Annotated in this window: 14 protein-coding genes; 8 read left to right on the top strand and 6 right to left on the bottom strand. The window is 40.0% G+C overall.

Annotation, left to right across the window (positions count from 1 at the left end; all coding sequences use genetic code 11):
• Positions 1-93: 93 nt before the first annotated feature.
• The 3 genes from CLW00_RS17375 to CLW00_RS17385 all read right to left on the bottom strand — a co-directional run bounded on the left by CLW00_RS17375 (position 94) and on the right by CLW00_RS17385 (position 10,189).
• Positions 94-3,669 carry a T9SS type B sorting domain-containing protein gene (locus CLW00_RS17375; protein ID WP_106134978.1) on the bottom strand — a complete coding sequence of 1,192 codons (3,576 nt, stop codon included), beginning with the start codon at positions 3,667-3,669 and terminating at the stop codon, positions 94-96.
• Positions 3,670-3,798: 129 nt separating this feature from the next.
• Positions 3,799-4,542: a peroxide stress protein YaaA gene (gene yaaA, locus CLW00_RS17380; protein WP_106134979.1), complete on the bottom strand. Its 744-nt coding sequence runs from the start codon at positions 4,540-4,542 to the stop codon at positions 3,799-3,801.
• A 10-nt stretch (positions 4,543-4,552) separates the two neighbouring features.
• Positions 4,553-10,189 carry a T9SS type B sorting domain-containing protein gene (locus CLW00_RS17385; protein WP_106134980.1) on the bottom strand — a complete coding sequence of 1,879 codons (5,637 nt, stop codon included), beginning with the start codon at positions 10,187-10,189 and terminating at the stop codon, positions 4,553-4,555.
• Between the two features lie 82 nt (positions 10,190-10,271).
• On the opposite strand from CLW00_RS17385, the gene CLW00_RS17390 reads away from it, so the two are divergent.
• Positions 10,272-11,318: a PorP/SprF family type IX secretion system membrane protein gene (locus CLW00_RS17390; RefSeq protein ID WP_106134981.1), complete on the top strand. Its 1,047-nt coding sequence runs from the start codon at positions 10,272-10,274 to the stop codon at positions 11,316-11,318.
• 12 nt (positions 11,319-11,330) lie between these two features.
• Complete coding sequence (locus CLW00_RS17395; RefSeq protein WP_106134982.1) at positions 11,331-12,563, top strand: M48 family metallopeptidase; 1,233 nt, start codon at positions 11,331-11,333, stop codon at positions 12,561-12,563.
• A 245-nt stretch (positions 12,564-12,808) separates the two neighbouring features.
• Here the strand turns inward: CLW00_RS17395 and pgi are convergent, their stop codons facing one another.
• On the bottom strand, positions 12,809-14,455 hold the full coding sequence (gene pgi, locus CLW00_RS17400) for a glucose-6-phosphate isomerase (protein ID WP_106134983.1): 1,647 nt from the start codon (positions 14,453-14,455) through the stop codon (positions 12,809-12,811).
• 202 nt (positions 14,456-14,657) lie between these two features.
• On the opposite strand from pgi, the gene CLW00_RS17405 reads away from it, so the two are divergent.
• Positions 14,658-15,302 carry a hypothetical protein gene (locus CLW00_RS17405; RefSeq protein WP_146131447.1) on the top strand — a complete coding sequence of 215 codons (645 nt, stop codon included), beginning with the start codon at positions 14,658-14,660 and terminating at the stop codon, positions 15,300-15,302.
• A gap of 38 nt (positions 15,303-15,340) precedes the next feature.
• On the opposite strand, the gene fahA is transcribed toward CLW00_RS17405, so the two are convergent.
• Entirely contained in the window at positions 15,341-16,612 is a 1,272-nt protein-coding gene (gene fahA, locus CLW00_RS17410) for a fumarylacetoacetase (RefSeq protein ID WP_106134985.1), read from the bottom strand.
• Between the two features lie 239 nt (positions 16,613-16,851).
• On the opposite strand from fahA, the gene CLW00_RS17415 reads away from it, so the two are divergent.
• The 4 genes from CLW00_RS17415 (at position 16,852) to CLW00_RS17430 (ending at position 21,727) form a co-directional block, all read left to right on the top strand.
• Positions 16,852-19,485: a valine--tRNA ligase gene (locus tag CLW00_RS17415; RefSeq protein WP_106134986.1), complete on the top strand. Its 2,634-nt coding sequence runs from the start codon at positions 16,852-16,854 to the stop codon at positions 19,483-19,485.
• 19 nt (positions 19,486-19,504) lie between these two features.
• The gene (locus tag CLW00_RS17420) at positions 19,505-19,966 is read left to right on the top strand and encodes a nucleotidyltransferase substrate binding protein (protein WP_106134987.1); all 462 of its coding nucleotides are present in this window, start codon (positions 19,505-19,507) and stop codon (positions 19,964-19,966) included.
• Positions 19,967-19,977: 11 nt separating this feature from the next.
• Positions 19,978-20,280: a nucleotidyltransferase domain-containing protein gene (locus CLW00_RS17425; protein ID WP_106134988.1), complete on the top strand. Its 303-nt coding sequence runs from the start codon at positions 19,978-19,980 to the stop codon at positions 20,278-20,280.
• A gap of 397 nt (positions 20,281-20,677) precedes the next feature.
• Complete coding sequence (locus CLW00_RS17430; protein ID WP_106134989.1) at positions 20,678-21,727, top strand: hypothetical protein; 1,050 nt, start codon at positions 20,678-20,680, stop codon at positions 21,725-21,727.
• Between the two features lie 190 nt (positions 21,728-21,917).
• On the opposite strand, the gene CLW00_RS17435 is transcribed toward CLW00_RS17430, so the two are convergent.
• The gene (locus CLW00_RS17435; RefSeq protein ID WP_106134990.1) at positions 21,918-22,766 is read right to left on the bottom strand and encodes a DUF4349 domain-containing protein; all 849 of its coding nucleotides are present in this window, start codon (positions 22,764-22,766) and stop codon (positions 21,918-21,920) included.
• 222 nt (positions 22,767-22,988) lie between these two features.
• Between CLW00_RS17435 and CLW00_RS17440 the strand changes: the two genes are divergently transcribed.
• Entirely contained in the window at positions 22,989-23,549 is a 561-nt protein-coding gene (locus tag CLW00_RS17440) for a DUF2975 domain-containing protein (RefSeq protein WP_106134991.1), read from the top strand.
• Positions 23,550-23,552: the final 3 nt, after the last annotated feature.

Raw genomic sequence — 23,552 nt, forward strand, 5'->3', positions numbered from 1 at the left:
CCAGGATGCTATCCATACCATTACTTTCTAAGAGCATTTAAAATTGCCCGATTCGAAAGTCAAAAAACTGTACCCAAAAACAGTACCAACTAATCACTCAATCACTGTTAATGTAGTCATCTGCGTTTCTTCAATTCCTTCTTGCGTATTTTTATAATAAATTCTTACAGCATACGAACCGATCGGTATTTTTTCTCCTCTGTAATACCCGTCCCAAATGCAAAAAGCTGTATTGGATTGAATATTTGTTTCTGAACATGTAAAAACTTCCTGGCCCCATTTATTGAAAATCCAGATGTCCAGTTCGTCGACCAAATAATTTGAGAAAATCAAAAAGTTTCTTTCCGAATCCCCAGGGATAATGGCATTTGGATGAGCAATTCTAAGTTCGCACTCCTCCTCCACTTCGAATGTGACAACATATTCACAATTCTCCATGCTATTGACTATCAAGGTATATTCACCCACCACCTGAGGTTTGAATGTGGGATTTGTAGATACCACAGCATCCTCTAAGTACCATGTGTAGTTACTGAAATTCCCAGGATTGATTGTCTCCCCAATTTCGTACTCCGCACAAATTTCATAAACATCTTTGACCTCAGGTCTAACGTCATCCATACTGCGCAGGATCAATGCCTGATAATCACCAATTGGACAATTGAGACGGTTATATACAATGACTTCGTAGGTACCTTCCCTATCCGCCACCGCTTCATACAAATCCTCATACTGATTCAATGATTCAGTATTCCCATCGGGATCAGTGAAATACCATTCTATTCTATCGACTTCTTCCTGCAAATCAACCTCCAATACAATCAAGGTAGACAAATCATCTGGACAAATAATACCCGCTTGTAAGGACACATCGACCGATAAAACCGGTGCTTCAATCAATATTTCCTCAAAATCAACATCACAAGGAATGCTACCTGCAGGTTGAACCTCCAATGTATATGTACCTGGAGTAAAAGTGGAAAAAGTAAGGTCTTCACTTAAAACTGTCCCTGTGGCATCTCTCCATCTAATTTCCACTTCGTTCACATTCCCGGGACTAAAATTAGCGGCATAGGTAAACTCACCTGCACATGTCTGACCGACTTTCTCTGCGGTAAACACAATAGGCTGAACAACTCTTACATCGAAGGTCTTTTCGTTGGGACAAATTGGGTTGGATGGATCCTCACCTCGAATCAGGTATTCACCAGTTTGATCTAAAACAAAAAGCTCACTTGAACTTGCTATTTCTTCTTTCCCATCTGGATAGGTCAATATATAGTTAAGAGGAAAGTTACTATCAGGTATCCATTCATAGCTTTCACACACTACTAATTCTTCTTCAGGAACATCAAACTGTGTGAGGTTATCACTGATATCTACTTCAATTTCCACATTTCCCAATTCACAATCAATATTAATACTGCTATACAAGGTGGCTTCATAAACTCCGGATTGTGATATGGTTATTTCAGTTTCATCTTCTAAATCAGTCAGCTCAAATATTTCTCCATTTTCATCAGAATACCTCCATCTTATCCTACCTACGAAATCAAAAATAGCATCCAGCGTAATTGTAGCGTCCGGCCCAAATGGACATAACTGTGATTTCTCATACCCAACAGAAAGATTTAACAAATCTGGCACTTCAAATTCATACGGATCCACATCACAACTTCCGAGAATATTTTTTGGCTGAATATCTACTGTATACATACCGAACTCTGCTGGCGACATAGTAGTCAATGAACTGACCAGATCTCCCTCTTCATCATACCACCTGATATCTACCTCGGCAGGGCTGTAGTTATCTATCTCTACCTCCCATGTCTGAGCTCCTGTCGAACAGACCAGGTCTACAAGTTTGGGTTCAAAAATAACCGGCTCAACTTTATCGATTTTAAGTTCAATTATCCTAGGACAAATCTCATCAGGCAAGACTGTATGTCTACCAATTAATTCATAATCTCCCGGCTCTTCGATAATGAAAGTTTCTCCAAACCTTGAAGGCTCTGTTGACCCTACTAACCTAAGTTCAAATTCCAATGGTTGATCAGTAGTTGGAGTCAACTCATATGACTCACAAAAACTAAACTCCCTAGGAGCACTAAATCTTACCTGAGGCAGTCCTGGCACTTCGAATTCCTCGATAAATGGCACATAACATCGTTCCTCTTCATCATCATCAGCATTCAACACTACAAAATCATCCTCCGGAAGAAAAACCTCAAAATAGTAACCTCCTCCGAGAACCTCTATGGTAAATTCAGTATCATTTTCATCCAAGGTTCCATCCACATCATTAATTTGACTCTTGAGTTCTCCTTGTTTGGCAAGTCCTCCGTTTTTAAAGTACAGCTCATACTTGACATCCACAGGTCCAGATTCAAATACAACAGTAAAGCTACCTGGGTTCACACCGTCCTCAGCACAGGTTTCTGGCACTATAGAGGCCGGATCTATAGAAAACTTCAACTGATCTGGTATATCTTCTAGGTTTACTACCGAAGCTTGAGTGAACCTACAGCCATTCAAAAATGCTTCAAAAGTATACACACCTGACTTCAAATTATCTACTGTAATGGGAACGCCCGGTTCCAAGTTTGTCCCGATCACAATTGAATTGTCCTCGTCAATTACCAAAGAGATTTGCGAGATTTGGGAAAGGGGGATAATTGTCAAGACTCCGTCACCCTCAAAACATTCAGAAGCTTTCACCTCTTCTTCTATGACAAAGGCGGGGAATGGACCATATATAAAACTCACTTCTTCTCTTACCTCACAATCCGGATTGCTTTCATTTATCAATTCAAAGATCAGCTTATAATTCCCAAAACCAGGAAGATTCCCGGTTGGATATTGAATGGCATTTCCCTGACTAATGAAAACCTTACTTTCTCCCTCTTTTTCGTAATACCACCTTCCCTGCACCTGAGGGTCAGTATTTGCAATGAGATCATTTCCTGGACAATAATTGGTTTGGCTTATTATAAGGTCAAATTCTGCTGAGTTTTTAATACTTGTAGAAAGTGTGTTTTCACATTCCTGATCTCCGTTAGAATTTATGATTGAATAGGATACAGTAAAATCACCTTCTTCATCTACAAACAGGGTATTTTCATCTCCTACAAGATTCCCCTCATTATCTTTCCATTCGAAGGAGTAATCATTTAGATCTGCCGTAGAAGTTGCCAGAGCCTTCAATAAAATGCCATCCCCTTGACAAATCGTATAACTTGGTTGAAGTGCAATTTCTGCTCCCGGCAGCACAAGAACTTCTTTGATCTGCGGAGCCCCTACAGGGCCACTACCTACCCTGCTTACAGTCAGTTGTATGATATGAAGGCCGGGTTGGGAAAATGTAAATGGCAATCTTATAAAACTTTCAGAACCAGAAAAAATCCGCTGTGTTCCATCGGGAAGGGTAACTGACCAGCTAAACCTATCCCCTTGAAAATCTCCTCCAGCAATATACTCCTCAATCTTATTACCTCCAACCAAACAGACTCTTTCGGGTCCAAGAATTTCAACTTCATTGACACCAATGGCTTCTAAAAATGTGCTTTTCTCATGAATTGCAGCACTCAGCATTGCCCCAAAAATCCCCATAAGCAAACAAGCGGTCAACCATAAGAACTTGATTGGGAATATATTTTTCCGCTTTTTCATTCAAAGGAATTGCAGTTCGTGAACATTATTTCTGAAAAATTTAAAAACAAATCTACAATAATAATCAATGCAAAAAAACAGCCTCATCAACATAAGTAGATGAGGCTCTATGATTTAATTTACTAAAATTTACCTTACAAATAACCACTCTTTTTCATCTCCTCCCCACTCGTATCCTTCAGCATTGAAAAGTTTGAGCTTTTCTGGATCAGATATACGGTTTTTAATAATATAATCAGTCATCATGCCTCTTGCTTGCTTGGCAAATAAACCGATAATTTGATATTTGCCGTTTCTGTATTCCTTAAAAACCGGAGAAATAATTTCCGATTTGATGGCTTTTTCGTCTACTGCTTTGAAATACTCCTGAGAGGCAAGGTTCACAATAGGTGCTCCTTTAGCTGCATCATTAATAGCTTTGGCTATACGCTGCCCCCAAAATTCGTATAGGTTCTTTCCCCTTTTATTTTCTACCTTGATCCCCATCTCCAAGCGATAAGGCTGAATCATATCTAAGGGTCTCAAAAGTCCATATAAACCTGATAGAATTCTTAAGTGCTCTTGGGCAAAATCAAAATCTTCTATCGTGTAGTTTTCAACGTCGATCTTGGTGTATACATCTCCTTTGAAAGCCAGCAGGGCCTGTTTGGCATGCTCAGGTTCAAAAGTCTTCTTGAAGTCCTTGTATCTTCCTTCATTCAGTTCTGCAAGTTTTTCTGAGATACCCATCATTTTCATCAGGTCTTCTTTGCTTTTTTTCTTCATGATGGAAACAAGCTCGAAAGTGTCTTTTTGAAATTCTGGCTGGGTATGCAAACTGATGTCTGTTGTATTCAAATCCAGGGTTTTCGCAGGTGAAATCAATGTAATCATATTTTTCTCTTTACTCTATAACTGTAATAGACCTTGTAATTGTTTGGGTTAAATTTTGATTGATGCTTTTATATCTGACCAAAACAGGATAAGTTCCAATAGGAACAACCTGACCTTTTACCAAACCATCCCAAGTACATATTGGTTCTTCCTCCGGTATGTTGTCGTTTTGGCAATAGTAAATCAATTCACCCCAACGGTTATAAATCAGCACTTCGACTTCATCAATAAAGTCATTGGCAAATAACACGAAATGCCTATTGATGTCACTTGGCCTCATTGCATTAGGAAAGACCACCTTCAGGTCACAGTCCTCTACAACTTCAAATTCAATGGTAAACTCACAGCCTGCATCATCAAACACAAACAGCTCGTAAATACCTGCCTCTGTGGGAGAAAATGTCGGTGTATCTGCCACTTCTTCCCCGTCAAGAAGCCATGAATAAAATTGATATTCCCCAGGATCTAATTGAACTACCACATTTTCCAGGGCACAAATAATATAGCTATCTTCCAAAACAGGCGCCACAGCATCTGATCGGATGATTTGAATCTGTTCTCTCGCAACCCTGCAATCAAAATTATTTATCAGTTCTACTTGATACACACCCGCTTCAGTGATTGTCACTTCATCTTGATCAGCAAATTCTGGCAATTCAGTCCTTCCCGTACCGGTAACTCTGTACCAAATAATATCTCTTACATTGGACAAATCACCAACAATAGTGATAAGGGTAAATACATCCTCCCCACAGAAAGGGAGAGCTTCTAATTCAATATCTACTTGTCCCACAAACTCGTCTACTGTAAAATCAATAGAACTTGGAGGACACAGCCCTCCTACTGCAGGCTGCACTTCTACAGTATAATCCCCAGGGGCTGATGGGAAGAAAATAGGGTTCCTACTTATAATTTCACCTGCTTCATTTCTCCAAAAAATTCTTATATCAGCAGGAGCCAAGCCGTTTAAATCTAAAGTATATGACACCCCTGTTTCACAATCAACCACAGGGTTATTTAAGGAGAAGTTTATACTTGGACTGATGGTTACTTCCATCTCCCTCACTCTAGGACAAAGGCCTGAATTACCGGGGATACCAAACACAAAATAAGTCCCTGATTGGGTGATCTCATAATTTGTACCATCTATAGAAGCAATAGCGTTACCTGCACCATCTTCAAGCCTAAAACCTAAATCTGTATCTTGTGTGATAGGAGCAAACACAAATGACTCACAAGCCTCTACATTGGACGGGATAGAAAATTCCGCTTGTTCTTTTTTCTCAACTGTACGAAGGTCTTCAGAAGGGACCTCACAACCAAACTCGTCGGTAATTTCTACCGCATAAGTCCCTTCGGGTACCTCAATTACAATTTGATCCTCATTGAGAAAATTCCCTAGGAACTCCTCTCCTGATTCCTGTCTGACCAGTAAATAACTACCACTTGCAGGGCCATTTGGAAAATCAATGATTATACGTCCATCAGCAACTCCATCAAGGGTACAAATTTCATCTTCAGAAGTAACCGTAAATCCATCGATTTCTGCAGGCGGATTGAGATTTCTGATAACCGCAGTCTGTACAAACTCGCAACCGAAATCACTTTCCATTTGAATGGTGTAAAGCCCCGGCTCCAAATCTGTGAATACAGGTAAGGTTTCACCCGCTGAAATATTGGTTTGTGAAAAGTTAAGTTCAGAGATTTCTAACCTTCCAATATCAGTCAAAGCTTCTAATTCAAAACTTCCATTCGGTGTATTACAGTCATCAGCATCTGTAAGCGGAGTAATAGCTACAGCCGGTAATGCGTAGACCGTTAGGTCAGCTCTTTTTTCGAACAGACAATCATCTATAATAGGATCTTCTCCAATAAAAATGATTTGATAAATTCCAGGTGAAGGCAATGAAGATGGTTCCAACTCCAATTCAAAGAAAGTACCCAGTGAAACCCTATTACCTGAACCCTCTACTTCATAAAACCACTCACCTTCAAGTGGTGTATTTGGTGCAAAGACTACCAATTCATCATCAAAACATACTTCTTCCGCACTCTGATTGAGGTCAAAATCAAATGCAGGCCCTACAAATACATCTTTGGTGGCTGGGCAGACATCAAACAATTCGCCATCTGCAGTATCCGGTATCCTATAGGAAACTGTTACCGTGTAAATGCTTTCTTCGCTTACTGAAATGGTATTGGAATCGACGTCTCCAAACAATTGCCCAGCTGCATTTCTCCATTCAAAATCATACAACCCTTCCGCAGGATCATAATTATCTATGGCAGTCAAATCCACAGGAGAACCAGCACACAAAACCACATCATCAGGTAATGTCAATTCAGGTGGTGCAACGACCTCCACCTCTATGCTTTCCTCAAAATATCCAACCTCATCACACCTATCCACCCGAAGTGTAACAGTAAACCTTCCATCTCTGGAAAAAGGGTGTTCCAGCTCTTGAAAATCCTCTCCTGCCCCTCCGAAATTCTGTAACTCAAACTCCCCATCTTCATGTTGGATAGTCCAAAAATAAGCATCAATATCGGGCTCTCCACCTCCTTCAAACAGTCCTATTCCGCCATCATCAGGGTCTAAACAAATCCTCTCTGGACCAGCCAAGGCTGGTTCAGGAATACTGCTTCCTGATTGTTGCACAAAGGCAGGCAATCCTAAGTTAGAACTTGTTCCTGCTACTAATTGGACTCCTTCATCATTGTAATTGCTTGTATCGCAATTGCCTCCGGCATTGATTTGCCCAACAGAGCCCTGCCCTGGCCTGGCTACATAAATCTGACCATCAGGCCCTATCTGTACCGCTCCAAATGGACCATCTGTACTGATAACATTTCTTATTGAAGAGTTGAGTATGCAGGTTTCTCTTTCAGCTCTGCTGTTGGCACTTTCAAAACATTGTCCGCATGATAGATCTGGATCAGGTGCTTCTGGATTATCCGGATCTCTTTGCCTCTCTGGTACTTTGATCAAAAATTCTTCAATTTTGCCACCTCCTCCAAGGTAGGAGACAAATACACGGCTTCCATCATTGGAAAACTCAACCCCATATATTTCTTCATTGGTACAACCCAAATCCAATAAGGCGTACTCAGTCATTCGGCCAGTACTTTGATCAAAATCAAAAATCTCCAGACGGCTACATGCTCCATCTTGAATGGTCACAGCTACTTGATTTCCATCAGGGCTGAATTTCATAGTTCCAACACCTGTGTTGAACCCATGAGAAGAACCTACAGATGAAAAAACAGGGCTTCCTATTCCAAACTGAGAAATAGGATAAGCACGGAAAGTATTGTTGCCCAGTTCATGGAAAAGCACCCAAGTGGTATCTCCGGAAGCAAGGGCTGCGGACTGTTCAGTACTTGGACTAAAAAGGAAATTCCCTTTTGAAACCACATTCCCTACACCATCAATATTGGCGTTTGGTTCTGTGGCACCTGCCTTGATATCTACAACAGAATACTTCACCCTGTTGCTTCCATCAGCCGATCGCTGAGTAGTGAACACATAAAAGACAGTCTCCTGTTGTGGGATCGGTACGGCTATAACACTCTCAGAAGCTTGGTTGCTTCCTCCAATATCCTCACCATTTTCCATTGGGTTACCATTCAGGTCCCATACGGTTTCTCCGTCTGTGTAGAATAGTACCTCACCCGTTTCATCAGATATTGTCGTAGTACCAGCGGGAATATTATTTGGATGGCTGATAGGTCTTGGGATAGGGCCATCAGGATCATTAGGATCAATATTAAAATCCAATCCAGCACCATCACCAAAATACCAGATATTGTTATTCTGGTCTGGAAGATCCCAAATTTTCACCCTGATTTCGGCATAAGCATAACAAGAAGAACCCTCTTCGCGCACCAATACCCAATAAAGACCAGGAAGGTCAACACAGTTATCAGTATCTCTCACCCATCCTTGATCTCGTCTATTGGACCAGAAATATTCATAGTTTCCTCCTCCAGCTCCACCCCCAGGGCCTCCAGCTCCGGGTCCTCCTACTCCGGGCCCTCCTACTCCTGGGCCTCCAACATTCGGGCCTCCATCACCTCCCGGCCCCTCACCTTCTTGTACTTCCAGCAAAGAACCAATATCTACACAAGCGCCTTCACAGACTGTAGTGTCTTGGGTAGAAAAGTTAGCCTCCAGATCATTCTCAGTCAGAGGAATAATCTTCGTAACTGGTCTTGTGGTTCCATCTTCAAATGTCACAACCAAAGTCACTTCTATAGATTCCCCTTGAGCAGCTTCTTCCGGAATCAAAAGATGTTCTTGATTAAAATCAATGTCGATTGGATCCCCATCCTCATCTGTCAATGGAGGGTTAAAGGACCATTCAAAACTTACGGGTCTGTAATTTTCAGGGGTAATTTCACTTGTCAATTGGACTGGATTATTGGCACAGGGGAATTCAGGGGACCAAGTAAAATCCACATCTGGATCTACATCTTGATTAGGCGCAAACTGAGGAAAAAACCTTCCACAGAAATCAGTGCCGTTGAAAGGGTCCTCATTTAATTCAATTTCATCCAAGTCTTCTTCATCGGGATTATCTACCCTACCTACCAACTGAGGTCCTCCGTCTACTTCTTCGTAGATGTAATAAAGTCTACCATCGGGACCTACTTTGATATCATAAATTTTAAAAACATCAGCTTCCAAAGGAATCGCTTCAGGTGCAGCGCTCAAATCATTAACAGGGACTCTCAATAGTTCATCGCCTCTAGAGAAGTATAGGAATTCCCCATTCGGAGAAAATTCTGCTCCTTCAATTGAATCCATACCTCCTGAATTTGCCACAGTCTCAGTAGCACCAAACCCTCCTGTGGCGGTATCAAAATCAATCACTACGATATCTTCTCCATCATTCTCCGGAATAAGTATTACTTTCCCTAAAGCTTCATTAAAAATCATTGCTTTTGGGGTGAAACCGAGTGCTGTGGTTCCAGTTTGTGTAAACTGTCCTTCCGTGTCCTCAAGCCTCCGGGAGACAAGTTGACCTCCTTCAAAACTCAGTAGATAAGATGGGGAACTGGAACTTTTGACCACTGCAATGGCTCCACTTGCATTGGATATATTTTGATTGAGGGCTGTAACTTCACCTAGCGGGGGTTGATTACCTGTTGCCCCTCCAGCTGCATTCATGTCTACTACAGAATATTGCAACTGACCTCCAGGTGTGATATAGAACAAATAAAAAGTCTTATCCCCATCCGGTTCGTAGTCAAGTGTCCCAATTGCCACAGACTGTCTACTATCTGTCTGTCCGTTTATACCATTTGGCGCACCTTGAATAGAAATATTATCATAATTAAAAACAACAACTCCATTGGTATAAAAAAGTATTTGCCCAGTTATGGGGTCAACCATTATTGCGTTGTTATCTTCATTAGTATTTTCTGAACCAATCAAAATGTTACCAGGCAAGGTCCTTACACTAGGCTCATCTCCCTTTCCAAAGGAGATATAGCTGTTTTCCTGTCCTGATCCACAATACCCAAAAACCCATTCATTGTTATTGAAGCCTTGTGAAAAACTTTTTTGAACACTTAAACAACAAGTAAGCGCAATTATTATGGCAAAAATTGAATTTAATTTTATGGAATTACTAAGGCTTTTCATAATTTACACGCTGCTTACAAAACATCAAAGGGTTTACAGCGTTTAGCTGATGAATTGAATTAACCAATTAACGAAGATTTACTTGCAAAGGTCTTATTTATATCGGCTTTTTTTTATCCTGATACTGATTTTTTCAGTAGGAAGTCTGCACGCGCAGGACCCACAATATAGCCAGTACTATGCCGCGCCCATGTACCTCAATCCTGCCTTCACAGGGTCCGAACTTGTTCCTAGAGTAGGCTTCAATTACAGAAATCAGTGGCCGGGACTTGACGCACAGTTTACCACCTTCTCTGCATACATAGACACTTACCTAGACGAATATAACAGCGGGGTTGGCTTGATGGTTATGAATGATGTCGAAGGTGCGGCTAAATTGCGTTCCACGACTATTGCTGGTTTTTACTCCTACGAACTCAGAATTTCTGAAAAAGCTTTTTTCAGGCCTGGGTTTAGGGCAAGTTATATCAGAAGAGATATAGGTTTTTTTGAAAACCTGATTTTTGCCAATCAAATTGACAGAACAAACATATTTGGACCTACCTTACCAAGCACCGATCTTCCGGGGCTAGGGGAACCAGTCAATATGCTTTCACTTTCATTTGGAGGTTTATTTTTTACCGAAAATTTCTGGTTTGGACTGTCTGCTGACCATGTCAACACTCCTAATCAATCGTTCTTGGATGGGGTTAGCCGTCTTCCAGCAAAGTACTCTGTCCATACGGGTTATAGAATTGCCTTAGCAAGTGGCGGCTACAGAAGAGATTTTACACACATGGCGCGGCAACGATACATTGTGCCTACGCTGAACTACAAAAGACAAGGCCCATTCGAACAGTTGGATATCGGTGCTTACCTCTACACAGAACCTCTTATGATAGGGCTTTGGTACAGAGGCTTGCCGTATAGACCAATTGAAAACCAACTCAATAGAGACGCACTGGTTGTAATGGTGGGTGTAAATTTACCTACAGGGATGAATGTAGGGTATAGTTTTGATTACACCGTATCCCAATTAGGAATGCAATCCGGCGGTGCACATGAAGTCAGTTTATCCTTCCTACTGGCGGATAAAAATAAAGGCAAATTAAGAAGTAGAGATACCATACTTCCTTGCCCAAAGTTCTAAGAAATTATCATTATGGATGCGGAGTTGATTAAATACCTATTATTGGGCATTTTAACTATTGGATTTTTATTTGAAAAAACACTTAATCATCTAAATATAAGGAGACCTGTACCAACGGTCCCTCAGACCCTAGAGCAATACATCAGCGAATCAAAGCTTAAAGAGTCAAAATCCTACCAAAAAGCAAACTACAGGTTCGGCCTTTTGACCGGAATCATTACTTTCTTGATTACTTTCTCATTTATATATTTCGGTTTTTTTGGCTGGTTGGATATAGAACTACGCAATTCAGTAGAGAACCCAATATTACTGTCTTTGGTATATTTTGCCATCATTTTTATTGGATCGGACTTACTCTCACTACCATTTGACTACTATCATACTTTTGTCGTTGAAGAAAAATTCGGCTTTAACAAAACGACAACAAGCACATTTTTTTCGGACAAGTTAAAAGGATATATCCTGAGTATTATTATTGGAGGAGGACTTTTGGCTGTGTTGTTATGGCTCATACATCAAATCGGCCAGAATTTTTGGTGGCAGTTTTGGATCATTTCGGCTGTGTTTATGGTTACTGTCAATTTGTTTTACACAGCATGGATTTTGCCGATTTTCAATAAACTTACACCGCTCGAAGATGGTGACCTGAAATCCAAAATAGTTCATTATGCCAAATCAGTGCAGTTCCCAATTGAAAACATCTTCGTCATAGATGGCAGCAAGCGTTCATCCAAGGCCAATGCTTTTTTCTCGGGATTCGGGAAAAGAAAAAAAGTAGTCCTATATGACACACTGATAGAGCAACACACACCTGAGGAGTTGGTGGCGGTATTGGCACATGAGGTGGGACACTACAAAAAGAAACACATACTAACCAGCATTGTGATATCCATTCTTCATATCGGAGTCATGCTTTTCATCCTGGGACAATTTATTTTTAGCGAAAACATGAGTTTGGCCTTAGGTGGTGACCAATTGGCAGTACACTTGAATATCATTGGTTTCACTATGCTCTTGTCTCCTATTTCTTTGATCTTGGGTATAGGCATGAACTTGATCAGCCGTAAAAATGAATTCGAAGCGGACTCTTTTGCAAAAGAAACTTATGACGGATCGCCACTGGCGGAAGCTTTGAAGACCTTATCTGTCAATAGCCTGAGCAATATCAATCCCCATCCTTGGTACGTATTTGTGAATTATTCACATCCACCAATTTTGGAAAGATTGGAAAAGCTGGAGAGTTGATAACTTTATTTACAATTCAGCTAGAGGATAATTCAATCTGAATTTCAGATCAACTTGATATTCATCCTATTCGGCATAATTGGATATCGGTTCGAAAATAGGCTGTACATTTTGTCTTTAATCCAGCTGGAATAGACGCAGATAATCACATAGAATTACTTGATTTTGGATTAAAAAAAAACCTGTCAAGCTCCGAAATTTTCAAGAGCTTGACAGGTTTGGAATTTAATTATTGCAATCAGTCTTTACTTTCTCATTTCCTTGTAGGCATTGATAAGCCCATTTGTAGAACCATCATGGCTTGCTACCATTTGGTCATCACGCAACTCAGGTAAGATTGCATTGGCAAGTACTTTACCCAACTCGACTCCCCATTGGTCAAAACTGAAGATATTCCAGATCACACCCTGAACAAATATTTTATGTTCATACATGGCAATCAATTGCCCTAAAGTGTAGGGAGTAATTTGTTTGACCAATATAGAATTGGTAGGCCTATTGCCTTCAAAAACCCTGTGTGGAGCTATTTTCTCAATAGCTTCAGCAGATTTTCCGGCTTTTTCCATTTCAGAAGTTACCTCCTCGAGAGATTTCCCATTCATCAAGGCCTCTGTCTGGGCAAAGAAATTGGAAAGTAGCTTGACATGATGGTCTCCTATTGGATTGTGAGAAATTGCCGGAGCGATAAAATCACAAGGAATCAAATGTGTACCCTGATGGATCAATTGATAAAAAGCGTGTTGCCCATTGGTTCCCGGCTCACCCCAAATGATAGGGCCAGTGCTATAATTTGCTTTTTCCCCATTTCTGGTAACAAACTTCCCGTTTGACTCCATATTCCCTTGTTGGAAGTATGCTGCAAACCGGTGTAGGTATTGGTCATAAGGCAGAATTGCTTCAGATGTAGCACCTAGAAAATTAGTATTCCAGATTCCAATTAAAGCAAGTATAACAGGGATGTTTTTTGAAAACTCTGCGTTTTGGAAATGCTTGTCCATAGCGTGTGCCCCAGAAAGTAACTTTTCAAAGTTATCAAATCCAATGGCACAGGCGATAGGCAAACCGATAGCGGACCAAAGGGAGTACCTTCCTCCTACCCAATCCCAGAATGCAAACATATTCTTAGGGTCAATTCCAAATTCTGTAACACCCTTCTCATTGGTAGACAAGGCTACAAAATGACGGGCTACCGCTTTTTCCTCTTGCGCATACTCCATAAACCAGTTACGCGCTGAGTGCGCATTGGTCATTGTCTCTTGCGTGGTAAAGGTCTTGGAAGCAATGAAAAAGAGGGTTGTCTCTGGATTGACTTTCCTGAGGGTTTCCGCTATGTGGGTTCCATCCACATTGGAAACAAAGTGTATGTCAAGGTTTGGATTTTGATAAGGTTTCAAAGCCTCTGTAACCATCACAGGGCCTAAATCAGAACCTCCAATCCCAATATTCACCAAAGATGTAATAGGTTTGCCTGTATAGCCCAGCCATTGGCCATTGGAAATCTGATCAGCAAAGGTCTTCATTTGGGCCAAAACAGCTTTCACCTCAGGCATTACATCTTCTCCTTCAAAAATAACAGGATCTCCTGATTGGTTACGAAGTGCTGTATGAAGAACTGCCCTGCCTTCTGTTCCGTTGATTTTCTCCCCTCCAAACATTGACTGAATGGCATCTTTTAAGCCAATTTCCTCAGTCAATTGCACAAGTGAACCGAAAATCTCCTTGTCAAGCTTGTTTTTGGAGAAGTCAATTAATATGTCCTCCAGCTTGACAGAAAACTCTTCAAATCTGTTTTCTTGTTCAAAATAAGACCTTATAGGTCTATCAGCATGTTTATTGGCCAAAGCCTGTAATGCTGACCAAGCTGGAGTGGATGTCGGATTTATATTTTTCATGTAGATTTCGGTTTATAGGAATGAAGTGCAAAAATAGTCTTTTAATCGAGTGGGGAAAATAGGAAAGAAAAGCTTTTTAAAATGTATTGGCTATCAAACGCTTCCAAAGCGCTGAATCTAACAAAATGGAACAGTTGTTGTTTTTTTATTGTGCGAAATAGATCACCACGTACAATTATTGTTACATCTAAACCAACAGAATATGAAACCGATCACTTTGTTATTATCTTTTTTACTATTGCTACTTATGGGTTGTGGATCCTCCACACAGATCACAGCAAGTTGGAAAAATGACCAAGAAAGTCAGCAACCCTACTCAAGCATACTTCTTGCGTCTTTTTCAGAAGACCTTTCTCTGAGGCAGTCAATAGAGGGGGAGTTTATGACCCGACTTCAAAACCGAAATGTTACAGCCATAAGAAGTATTGACGTATTTTCACCAGATTTCTTTTCCAGCAATGAACCAAGCAAAGAAGAACTTGAGGAGATCCTAAGGGAAGTAAATGCAGAAGCAATCATGACCATTACCCTCATCAATGTAGAAGAAGATGAAAGATTTGTAGCAGGTGGAGGAATGGGGCCTATGTATGCACCGATGGGAAGATTTGGTTATTATGGTAACTTTTTTGGGTACTGGAACCACTGGCAAGGTGCTGGTTGGAATCAGGGATATTACACCACAGACCGTAAGTACTTTATGGAAACAAACCTCTATGATGCCGAGTCACTCAAGCTGATATGGAGCGCACAGTCAAGAACAGTCAACCCCTCGGATATGCAAGTCTTTGCAAAGGAATATGTGGATGCCTTAAAAGCAGAGATGAGACAAGAAAAATTAATTAAATAATCAAAAAAGCCTCTCGATTCTTCGAGAGGCTTTTTTGATTACTTTGCAGGCATTACTTTGGTAGAAACCTCTCCAAAGCCAACCCGGATATGGTCTTTCTGACAATAACCTTTCATGATCACGGTATCTCCATCTTCTATAAACTTCCTTTCAGAACCATCTTCCAGTTTTAAAGGCTTGGTACCTTTCCATGCCAATTCGAGCATAGAACCATAGCTATCTGGAGTAGGACCGGATATGGTACCTGAAGCATACATATCCCCAACGTTGATGTTACAGCCATTGACTGTATGATGTGCCAATTGCTGTGTAATATTCCAGTACATATTCTTGAAGTTTGAAGTACATACCTTCGTGGCTTTCTGATTTTCAGGTTGGATAGACACCTCTAGGTTGATATCAAAAGCATGATCTTTTTCACATTTCAGATAAGGCAAGACTTCAGTGTCCTGTTTTGGACCTGCAACCCTAAAAGTATCCAAGGCCTCCAATGTAACAATCCAAGGGGAAATACTACTCGCGAAATTTTTTCCCAAAAAAGGACCTAATGGAACATATTCCCAAGCTTGAATGTCTCTTGCCGACCAGTCATTGAACAGCACAAAACCGAAAATAAAATCCTCCGCTTCGGCAGTGGATATGCTATCACCCATCTTAGTAGTGCGTCCGGTGATAAACGCCAATTCCAATTCAAAATCTAGCCTTCTGCTTGGCCCGAATTCCGGTAATTCCATATTAGGATCCTTGTATTGGCCTTTTGGTCTATGGATTGGCACTCCGGAAGGAATAATGGAAGAAGCTCTACCATGGTATCCAACAGGGATGTGCTTCCAGTTGGGCAGAAGAGCGTTATCAGGATCCCTGAACATGGTGCCTACATTGGTAGCGTGCTCAATACTACTGTAGAAGTCCGTGTAATCACCTACTTTCACGGGCATAAGCATTTGGGCTTCCTTACGGTTAACCATTGCTTTACCACGAATCTGGTGCTCTCTTAGTGCTTCATTGTCTTCTTTTAATAATTCCTGGACAATCTCCCTGACTCTTTTGGTCACTGGCTTACCCAAGGAAATAAAATCATTCAAAGATCCTCCGAGGAATATATCATGAGGCAGCTGACTCAGGTCGGCAAAGAAACCTTCATCGTGCAAAACTGCCAAGTCCACTATTTTATCTCCTATCGCGATTCCCGCTCTTGGTGAAAGCCTTTTGTTTTTGAATACTCCAAAAGGAAGATTATAAATGGTGAAATCAGAATCTTTAGGAACCGGAACCCAGGAATTGAGTGCGGATACTTCGGGCTTAGTCATGTGTAAAAATTTAATTGGTCGCCCAAAGTTAGAAGATTAAGGCAGAAGATAAAACACAAATCACCGGATAGAGGATCAATACCCTGTTCAAAAATTTTAGAACAGGGTCTAATCTCTAGAATTTTACTTAAAAAGACATGTTGAGATTCTCTAAACCGATTTTGGGACAATTTGGATAGTGTGCTACATATTTTATCTTAATTTTGCGAATTGAAGTTTTATAAAGCCTTTTTCAAAACATGTCCTTAGCTACAAAATACAATCCTGAAGCAGTAGAATTAAAATGGTATAAATACTGGATGGAAAACAGATTTTTTTCTTCCAAGGTAGACCCTGACAAAGAACCCTACACCATAGTTATACCTCCTCCAAATGTCACTGGAGTATTGCACATGGGCCATATGCTCAACAATACAATTCAGGACGTCCTGATCAGAAAAGCCCGTATGGAAGGGAAAAATGCCTGCTGGGTACCAGGAACAGACCACGCTTCTATTGCTACAGAAGCTAAGGTCGTAGCTATGCTCAAAGAAAAAGGAATAGATAAGAAATCTTTGAGTCGCGAAGAATTTTTAGAACATGCTTGGGAGTGGAAGCAAAAATATGGTGGCATCATATTGGAACAGTTGCAAAAACTCGGAGCCTCCTGCGATTGGGACCGGACCAAGTTCACCATGGATCCAGACCTGAGCCAAGCTGTAATTTCTGTCTTTATAGACCTTTACAAAAAAGATAAAATTTACCGTGGAATAAGAATGGTCAACTGGGATCCGCAAGGCAAAACTGCTCTGTCGGACGATGAAGTGATCATGAAAGAGATTCAGTCCAAGCTGTATTATATCAAATATCAGATAGATGGATCAAAAGATGAATACCTCACCATCGCCACCACAAGACCTGAAACAATCATGGCTGATGTGGCCATCTGCATCAATCCAAATGACCCAAGATTCACACATTTGAAGGGTAAAAAAGCCATCATACCATTGATCGGAAAATCAGTTCCAATTATTGAAGATGAATATGTGGATATGGAATTTGGCACAGGTTGCCTAAAAGTAACTCCAGCCCATGACATCAATGACTACGAACTTGGAATCAAACACAAACTTGAGGTCATCGATATCCTAAATGATGATGGCACGCTGAATGAAAAGGCCCAGATTTTAGTGGGTGAAGACAGGTTTATCGCCAGAAAAAAAATCGGCAAACTACTGGATGAAGCCGGACAACTAGAAAAAATTGAGGAATACAAATCCAATGTCGGGCATTCAGAAAGAACAGATGCTGTAGTAGAACCGAAGCTATCACTGCAATGGTTTCTTAAAATGGAGGATATCACCAAGCCTGCCCTTTCATCGGTAATGGAAGACGTGATTCAGCTATATCCTGCCAAATTCAAGAACATGTACCGCTCATGGATGGAAAATGTACGTGATTGGTGCATTTCAAGGCAATTGTGGTGGGGACACAGGATTCCAGCCTATCATTTGCCTAACGGAGAGTTTGTAGTAGCTGCCACAGAGGCTGAAGCATTGAAAATTGCAAATGACAAATATGGAAATCAATTTACCATTGAAGACCTCAAACAAGACGAAGACGTACTTGACACATGGTTTTCCTCATGGTTATGGCCAATTTCAGTGTTTGATGCCAAGGTTTTCAAGGGAGACGCTCCAAATGAAGATTTGAGGTATTATTATCCTACAAATGACTTGGTCACTGCACCTGAAATCCTCTTTTTCTGGGTAGCCAGAATGATCATTGCAGGCTATGAATATATGGGCGATAAGCCTTTTAAAAATGTCTACCTCACAGGCATTGTCAGGGACAAACAGGGAAGGAAAATGTCCAAATCTCTTGGCAATTCCCCAGATCCATTAGAACTGATCAAAATATATGGTGCAGATGGTGTCCGTACAGGAATGCTATTCTCCTCTCCTGCAGGAAATGACCTGCCTTTTGATGAAAAACTGGTGGAACAAGGTAGAAACTTTGCCAACAAAATCTGGAATGCATTTAGGTTGATCAAGGGTTGGGAAGTTAATGAAGAGGCTTCCGGAGACATCAATAAAGCTTCCATTCATTGGTTTGACAACAGGTTCCAAGAAGCATTGGAAGAAATCGAAGACCACTTCAGCAAGTTTAGAATTTCTGATGCATTGATGAGCACTTATAAATTGGTATGGGATGATTTCTGTTCATGGTATTTGGAGATGATCAAACCTGCCTATCAACAGCCAATTGACAGGGAGACCTATGACAAAACAATAGAATTCCTTGAAGATATACTCAGAATTCTTCACCCATTTATGCCATTCCTTACTGAGGAAATCTGGCAAAGCATCAATACACGTGGTTTGGGCAACGCCTTGATCATCGAGGAATGGCCAAAGAAAAAAGGATTTGACGTCAAACCGATTTCGGAAGCCGCTCAAGTTTTTGAGCTTGTCTCTCAGGTAAGAAACTTAAGAAGTTCTAAGGGCATTTCCCCTAAAGAAACCCTTTCCCTGACCATCAAAACCCAGCAAGAAAATCTTTACAGCAGCTTTGAATCAGTTTTGATCAAGCTGGCCAACCTTTCAGAGTTGAAATTTGGGGAGAAAGTAGAAAATGCGGTAAGTTTTGTCGTGAAGTCTGATGAGTGCTTTGTACCGCTAGAGGAACAGATTGATGTAGAACAGGAGAAAGAAAACCTCAGCAAAGAATTGGCTTATACCAAAGGCTTTCTGAATTCTGTGGTCAAAAAACTGGGCAACGAACGCTTTGTATCGGGTGCACCTGCGGCCGTAGTGGAAAACGAAAAGAAGAAGCAAGCTGATGCAGAAGCCAAAATCAAAACTTTGGAAGAGGCTTTGGCTAAGCTAGGGTAATAATCTAAAATTCAAATCTATGGAATCGAAAGATATAAGATGGGAGCAGAGGTTTAGCAATTTCAACAAAGCATTATTCAAATTAGACGAAGCTGTCAAAAGGATAACGGAAGATTTCACTATAGATGAAGATGGAAAAATCAATGATGATGAATTCTTGGATGATATTTTTAAAGAAGGCTTAATTCAGCGTTTTGAATACACCCATAAGTTGGCTTGGAATGTCATGAAGGATTTTCTAACCCATGCCGGAAATACCAATATCTTTGGTTCTAAAGACGCAACAAGAGAGGCTTTTGCAGCAGGTCTCATCTTAAACGGGGAAATATGGATGGATATGATCAAAAGCAGGAATAAAACATCCCATACCTATAATCAAGAAACCGCAGACAATATTTTCATGAAAGTCATGCATGACTACATCCATGAATTTCTATCATTTCAAGGTAAGATGGAAAAATTCCTAAGTGACAATCAGTAAAAATCGCAATAATGACCGGTCTTCAGCCTAAAACTATCGCTTCCATAAATAATGTATTCCATAAACACCCTGAGGTAGAAAAAGCTATTTTGTATGGCTCAAGGGCCAAGGGCGATTTTAGACCAGGTTCTGATATTGATCTAACCCTGAAGGGAGAAACCCTAAATCTTACTATCCTGAATAGGATTGAAAATGAATTAGACGAATTGTTACTTCCATACAAAATAGACCTTTCCTTATATCACCACATCAAGAATCCTGAATTTTTGGAACACATTCATCGTGTTGGTAAGGTATTTTATGAAAAAAAGTAATATGATTATCCGCAATCATGCCACTAATCAATTAAACGAGGGTTTATTGGCAAACGGATACTAATAGATATTGGATACTTATTGATATTGGATACTTATTGATATTGGTTCGAAATCACAGGTTAATTCAATTATTTAGATTCTACTGGTATGAAAGCGGATATACATAAAAAGTAAATGCTAAATTTATTTTTAGAGATTTCCTTTAAAGTTAACTTATAAGAAGGAGTAAACTTTTCCAAAGTTCTAAACTTTGGAAAAGTTTACTCAATAAAATCAACCACCGATTCAAATTGAAATTTTGAATCGGTGGTTTTTTAATAAAATCCCGTATAATCAAACTTCATATTTAATTATAGCGTAGACTCAATATCTTATACTATAAAACCTCTATAGCATGAAACAATATTTTAAACTTTTAACAATCTTAATTCTTTCTATTTTCCTCTTTTCCTGCGAATCTTCTGATGATCCAGACCTAACCCCAGTCCAAGAGGAATTTCCTGATTTACAAATATTTGTAGATAGGTTTGTGGAAGAGGCACAATTGCGCGGATATACTTTAGATTTATCAAACGTTGACGCAGAATATACTGACGAGTTAACTCGAAATGACATCACTTTTTGCGGCATAGGATATGTCAATTTTCAACAAACTGGAAGACGGACAGTTCTAATTTCAAAAGCGGAGTATTGCGCTTGGGCTACAAAATCAGACCTAGAAAGGGAAAACCTATTTTTCCATGAGTTGGGACATGCTGTACTGAATTTACCTCATGACAACGCACTCAAATGTGATGGAAAGCCACTTTCCATGATGACAGAACAATTCAATACTTTTGAAATCTATAAAGAAGGCGAAGAGGAATTAAGGACATATTACCTTGATGAATTGTTTGATAGGCTGGTCGCCAATGAACAGTGTATTGACTTCGGTCAGGATTTTGGACAAGATCCTGTTTTTTTCGCCAACGACATGTCTGATCCTTCTTGGAATTTTTCAAATGACAACGGAAATTACCAAGTTTCCAGAGGTGTTCATGAAAACTCTGAAACCACCTATCTTGGAATTTCTTCCGAAGGCAATGGGCAAAATACAGGATATATATATAAACAGTTAGATGCTCCCAATATCCCCGAAGGAGCTTCAGTTACCCTAAGAACAAAAGTCAATGCTGAAAATCTTCAAGGTCCTGGAGTTGCCATAGCACTCAGGGTATACGAAAGGGAAATTGGAACAACAGGTGCCACCACCACCGAATCACATCTCTTAAGTACAGAACCTAATCCAGTGAGTGGTGATTTGAATGACTATGTCATGGAGCTCACATTACCCAATTTTACCAGGAAAACCATCTTCATGATTCCCTTTGCTGTGATGATGCCTGGAACAGAAGGTCAAGCATATTTTGATGATTTTGAGATTATCGTGGAAGATATGCCATAAAAATAAAAGGATCCCAAATTGAAGGATATAAAACATTTTTTTGGCCACCAAGACCCGAAGGCAATAAGAATTTTGTGAAATGGCTATTGTCAAGATTAGGGAAAATCCATTCTTATACAAGTCGAAAAAAACCTAAGCACTTTAGTGATAAAAGAACAAAGATGGGGCTTCAATATTTTTGATCCCCATCCTAGTTTTGGACTTTATTGTTTTTCCTCCTTATCCTCACTACCAAAGCCCAGGTAAGTAGACCCAACAGAGCAAATGGCCAAAGCCGTACGAGAACCAATACAAAATAGACGAACAAATCCCAGCCCTTGGAAAAGGACTTCATTAGTTTACCACCAAAGCTATCAGAATAGACTGCAGATTGACGGAGGTCTTGGTAAATGTAAATGCTAACCGTACTGTAAGCGATATCATTGTTAAGACTTCTAAACCTAGATTCATTCACCTCAATTTCATTCCTGATATTGTTAAGGTTCCGTTCAATTTCAATCATATCTTTGATTTCTGAAGACTTCGAAAGAAGTTCTCGATAGCGTTCTTCAAGCATTTTTTTACTTTTCAAAGTTGCCTCCAAATCCCGATACCTATTGGTGACATCTTCTACATTGGAAGACTTATTGATCAAAGCAAGTCCAATTGGGGATAAGGAATCCATTAAATCTGAATAAGTATCCGAAGGAACCCTGATGTTGAGATTATATGAAACACGATCCTTATGATTATTCAGATTTTCAGAATCTACAAAGGCTTTAAATCTGGAAACCAATTCTTTGATTGAAGCATAATCAGCCTGAATATCGCCTGAGGAAATTTCCATGTATCCCCTTCTAATCATTTTGCGTTCAGAGATGCTTTGGTTTTCCTTAAAAGTTCCGTCTTCAGGTGGTGGTGGTGGTTGCTCAGTAAGTGGAATATCTAAAAATTCCTCAAAATCAGAAGAAATATCACCATCATAGCTTCCATTACCGCAAGAAAATGCGAAAAGAAAAGCCGAAAAGAATAAGTACAATCCTGTAATTTTTTTCATCATAGCCGGAACAATAAGAACTAATGTACTAAAACTGAATAATTAATTTTACAAATCACTTCAAAAAATTATTTCACTTCTAAAAAGCAGGATGAAAAGAAAAACACCAAATGTAAATCAGAAATAATGAGAATATTAAGAAATAATTTTATTATTAAAAAATATATATTTATTGTTTTTCAATAAATAATTCTCGATATTTGATTAAATTTAAATCAAACAGTTATGAACTGGAAGAAAGAATGGAAAAACAAGTGGGAGACCCAGCCGGGCTTGATGTTGATCACAGTTGTGATTTGGTCCATTTTTATTGGGCTATGTATCAAAGCCGGCGCTTTGCTTTTTACATTTACCTACAGCCTATTTAAACCCACGGTAGCCCAAGACCTTTTTGAGGGATTAAACCTATATGGATTATTAAACCAACACTTATGGAATTATGTAGGTGTGATGTCCTTTGTTTTGGCAATTATAGGTCTTAAAGCCCATATTTTTTACCTGATGATACGCGTCTTTCTCAAGATCAATATGGTTCATCCTTTTAGTATGGAAGTGTCCAGACTAATAGCAGAAGTCAGTCATGCCACGATCAAAGTTGGGGTCACAATGATCATTGCGGCCGCTTACTTCAAATGGCTTGCAAAAAGGGGCTTTGACATTCCTGCAATGGGCGAGTTTTCTGGAGGTGCTTTAGAGTATTTACTGATGGGAGCCATCATTTTTGCAATTGCCCAAGTCTTCAAAAGAGGAGTGGAAATCCAATCTGAAAATGAGCTAACCATCTGAACC

Source organism: Mongoliibacter ruber (assembly GCF_003003005.1).
Taxonomy (GTDB): Bacteria; Bacteroidota; Bacteroidia; order Cytophagales; family Cyclobacteriaceae; genus Mongoliibacter; species Mongoliibacter ruber.